General features: G+C 63.2%; 6 protein-coding genes. 2 read left to right on the top strand and 4 right to left on the bottom strand.

Annotation, left to right across the window (positions count from 1 at the left end; all coding sequences use genetic code 11):
• Positions 1-210 (top strand): hypothetical protein (locus VF629_RS05840; RefSeq protein WP_331057521.1); only part of this gene is annotated, 210 nt, incomplete at its 5' end.
• A gap of 46 nt (positions 211-256) precedes the next feature.
• Here VF629_RS05840 and VF629_RS05845 read toward each other — a convergent pair.
• The 4 genes from VF629_RS05845 to VF629_RS05860 all read right to left on the bottom strand — a co-directional run bounded on the left by VF629_RS05845 (position 257) and on the right by VF629_RS05860 (position 3,006).
• A complete protein-coding gene (locus tag VF629_RS05845) occupies positions 257-1,135 on the bottom strand; it encodes an IS3 family transposase (protein WP_331057522.1) in 879 nt (292 codons plus the stop codon).
• Positions 1,132-1,434, bottom strand: a complete 303-nt coding sequence (locus VF629_RS05850; protein WP_331057523.1) for a transposase — start codon at positions 1,432-1,434, stop codon at positions 1,132-1,134. The genes VF629_RS05845 and VF629_RS05850 overlap by 4 nt, the downstream gene beginning before the upstream one ends.
• 370 nt (positions 1,435-1,804) lie before the next feature.
• Positions 1,805-2,689 (bottom strand): IS3 family transposase, encoded by an 885-nt coding sequence (locus VF629_RS05855; RefSeq protein ID WP_331057524.1) that lies wholly within the window; start codon positions 2,687-2,689, stop codon positions 1,805-1,807.
• A complete protein-coding gene (locus VF629_RS05860) occupies positions 2,686-3,006 on the bottom strand; it encodes a transposase (protein ID WP_331057525.1) in 321 nt (106 codons plus the stop codon). Before VF629_RS05860 ends, VF629_RS05855 begins: the two co-directional genes overlap by 4 nt.
• Before the next feature lie 199 nt (positions 3,007-3,205).
• Between VF629_RS05860 and VF629_RS05865 the strand changes: the two genes are divergently transcribed.
• On the top strand, positions 3,206-3,546 hold a 341-nt coding region (locus VF629_RS05865; protein ID WP_331057526.1), incomplete at its 3' end, for a lipid A-modifier LpxR family protein.

Genomic DNA, 3,546 nt, shown 5'->3' on the forward strand with positions numbered 1-3,546 from the left:
TTCGGCATGGAGCTGAAGTACGATACGGACTTGCAAACCGGCTCGGCCACCCCCCGCTACAATGGCAACATTGCCGAGAACATGTGGAACAGCCGCCGCGATGCCAAGCTACGTGGCTACGGCTACCACTACGACAACTCCAATCGCCTCAGCGATGCTTGGTATGCGGCCTATGATTACATAGGAGGCAACTGGGGATGGAATGGCTAGAAGGACGACGCCACCGGCATTGGCCTCGGCATTTGAGGTGGTCTAGCTATGCCGCACAGCGTTGGGACGTGGTTTGAAAGAGGGTTTCGAAGTGGTTTGGGGCGAGATAGCCCAGGGCCGAATGCCGGCGCTCGGCGTTGTAATAGGCGAGGTAATGGCTGATTTCCAGCCGCGCTTCCGTGAGGTTGCGGAAGCTGCCACGGTCGAGTAATTCGGTTTTGAGCCGACTCCAAAAGGATTCGGCGTGGGCATTATCGGAGCAGTTGCCGCGTCGACTCATGCTTTGCACCGCCTCGCGGCGCTCCACTAAGGCCTTGAAGTTGGTAGCCGAGTACTGACTCCCTTGGTCGGAATGCACGATGAGCCCGGCCGGGGGCTGGCGCACGGCCAGGGCGCGGCGCACGGCCTCGCTGACCAGGTCTTCGGGCATGGATTCGCGCACGTCCCAGCCGACCACCTTGCGCGAGTAGCGGTCGAGCCACGTGGCCAGGTAGAGCCAGCCGCCGCCCTGCTTAGGCAAATACGTGCGGTCGCCCACCCACACCTGGTTGGGCGCGGTCGGAACTGGTTGGCCCAGCAGCAGATTCGGGGCGGCGCGCCCCTTGGGGTCGGAGTCGGTGGTGCGCGGCACGAACGAGCGGGGCTGTTGAGCGCGCAAGCCCGCGGCCGCCAACGCCCGCCGAATGCGCCAGCGGCCCACCCGGTAGCCTTGCGCGTGCAGCTCGGCCCGCAAGCGAGGGGTGCCATAGCGGGCGGAATGCCACCTAAATTCCGCGCGTACAGCTACTTGCCAGGCTGGTTCCGGGGCGGGGGCTTGGCGCCGGTGCCAGGTGTAGTCCGCACTAGCTGACACGCACAGTACCTGGCAAAGTTGGCGCACCGGCACGGGGCCCTGACGCTGGGCGATGTAGCGGTAGGTGCTCACCGGGTCGGCTGGCTGAAGATGACCAAGGCTTTTTTTAAAATGGCAAGTTCCTGCTCGGCCCGCTTGAGGCGGGCGCGCAGGGCGCGCACTTCCGGGTCCTGGGCCACCTCGACACTGCCCACTTCGGCGACGAGTTGGGCCTGCTGCCACCGGTAGAGCAACTTGGGGCTGCTACCCAATTGCTGCGCCGCCGCCTGCGTGCTGCGGCTTTCGCTCGCCAAGCGCAACGCTTCGGCCTTGAAAGCATCATCGTACTTGCGCCGTTTGTCCGGTGTCGTTTTGCTCTTTTTTGCGGTCATGACTCAGGAAATATACGTCCTGCTTCTGTGCGCTTAGCCTAGACCACCTCAATTGGCCGTTTTACCACCCACGGCATTAAATACGACCTGAACGGCAACATCACCGAATTGAACCGGGTCGGACGCAAATCTGCCGTTCGGGGAGGATACTCTTATGGTATAATAGACCAGCTGCGCTACAGCTATACCGGGACCGGCAACCAGCTGCGCAACGTGGTTGACCAAGCCGGGGCTTCGGCGGCGCCCAATGATTTTGAGGATGTTACCCCGGCCAGTGGCGATGACTACGCCTATGACTACAACGGCAACATGACCCGTGATGCCAACAAAGGCTTAATTGTGGGGTGGTCTAGTAAAAACGGACAGTGCACTAAGATATGCTGATTTGAAAGTCGCGTTCGAATTGGTGAGGCGAGCGGTAGCCGAGGGCGGAGTGGCGGCGGTCGAGGTTGAAGTAGGTTTCGAGGTAGTAGGCGACCTCTAAACGGGCCTCTTCGAGGCTGGCAAACGCGCCGCCGTGAGGCAGCAGTTCCGTTTTGAGCGTGCTCCAACCGGCCTCGGCCTGGGTCGTACCCGGTAGGGCGTTGTCATAGGGGTTGCCCGGCCGGCTATAGCTGGCCAGCGCCTGCGCTTTTTCGATGCGCGTTCGGCAAGCCGCGCTGGTGTATTGACTGCCGCGGTCGGCGTGGATTATCAGGCCGGGAGCCGGCTGGCGTAGCGTTAGGGCTTGCTCCAGGGCCGTGAGCACCAGTTCGGTGGGCATCTGCTGGTCAAGGTGCCAGCCGACCACGCGCCGGGAGCAGGTGTCGCGCCAGGTGGCCAAATAGCACCAGCGCCCGCCCACCAGGGGCAAATACGTGATGTCGCCGACCCAGACCTGATTGGGCGCGGTGGGCGCGGGCTGGCCAAGGAGCAGGTTTTCGGCCACGACTGCCGCAGGGTCGGCCACGGTGGTACGCGGGCGTTGCGGACGCGTACTCAGCGCCCGCAAGCCGCGGCGACGCAGCCAGGTACGCAGGGCATGGCGCCCGACGGCGTGCCCTTCCGCGCGCAATTCGGCCCGCAGGCGTCGGGTGCCATAGCGCTGGGCATGGCGCGAAAAGGCGGCGTTGGCCGCCGGCTCCCAAGCGGGCGTTGGGCGCGCTGCCCGGCTCCGCCACTGATAATAGCCCGCGGCACTGACCGCTAGCACGCGGCAGAGCACCTGCACGGGCGCGGTGGCAGCAACCTGCTCGATAAACTGGTAACGGCTCATGATTGAGGCGGTTGGGAGAGCCTGCGCGTCAAGCAGGCACTGGTCACGACTTTTTTTAAAATGTCGCGCTCCTGTTCCACGCGTTTGAGTTCGGCGCGCAAGCGCTTAATCTCGTCGCGTTCCGCGCGGCTAGGTACCGCCTCGGCTAACGCCTGGCGCTGCCAGCGGCCGAGCAAGGCGGGTGAGAGGCCCTGGGCGCGGGCCACGTCGGTTTGCCGGGCCCCAGCGGCCACCTGGCGCACGCATTCGGCTTTGAAGGCCGGCGTATATTTCTTGCGGGTCAGCGGCAAGCCGCTAGGGAGTGTTTTGGCGGGCATGAGCAGTGGAAGGTAAGACTTCGCACTGTCTGTTTTTACCCGACCACCTCATACTTCCTTCTTTCTCATAACAAGCAGTCTCACCATCTGCGGCAAGGCTTAAGCCTGCCACTAGATGCGGCGGGCACCCGGCCAATCCTCGAGGCCCGCAGGCTCGTAGCTCCGACTACTTATGCGTCTTTCGGCTTTCCTGCTTTTTATGTTGCTGGGTCGCCAGAGCCAAGCGGCGCCCACGCTGCCCGATACGTTGCGGCCCGTCAGCCCCGCCCGTCTGCTGAGCTACACCTACGCCAACGACTTGTTCTTTCGGACTGACTACTATTTTACGCAGGGCATGACGCTGAGCTTGGTACATCCCGGCTTGGCGCGCTTGCCCACCCGGCACCTGCTGGCTAGGGGCCCTGGGGGCAGCACTCAATCTTACGGCATCACGTTGCGCTACGATGGGTTTACCCCGCTACGCATTCAGGACGCATTTATTCGGGTGGGCGACCGGCCGTACGCGGCGTATGGCTACGCTTCGTTCTTTCGGGTCAGCAA

Origin of the sequence: Hymenobacter sp. (assembly GCF_036388155.1) — a bacterium.
In the GTDB taxonomy this organism is placed as follows: Bacteria; Bacteroidota; Bacteroidia; order Cytophagales; family Hymenobacteraceae; genus Hymenobacter.

What these genes read in the sequence shown, in the direction of transcription:
- VF629_RS05850 (WP_331057523.1), bottom strand. Translation starts at nt 1,434, where the DNA reads ATGACCGCAAAAAAGAGCAAAACGACACCGGACAAACGGCGCAAGTAC.
- VF629_RS05855 (WP_331057524.1), bottom strand. Translation starts at nt 2,689, where the DNA reads ATGAGCCGTTACCAGTTTATCGAGCAGGTTGCTGCCACCGCGCCCGTG.
- VF629_RS05860 (WP_331057525.1), bottom strand. Translation starts at nt 3,006, where the DNA reads ATGCCCGCCAAAACACTCCCTAGCGGCTTGCCGCTGACCCGCAAGAAA.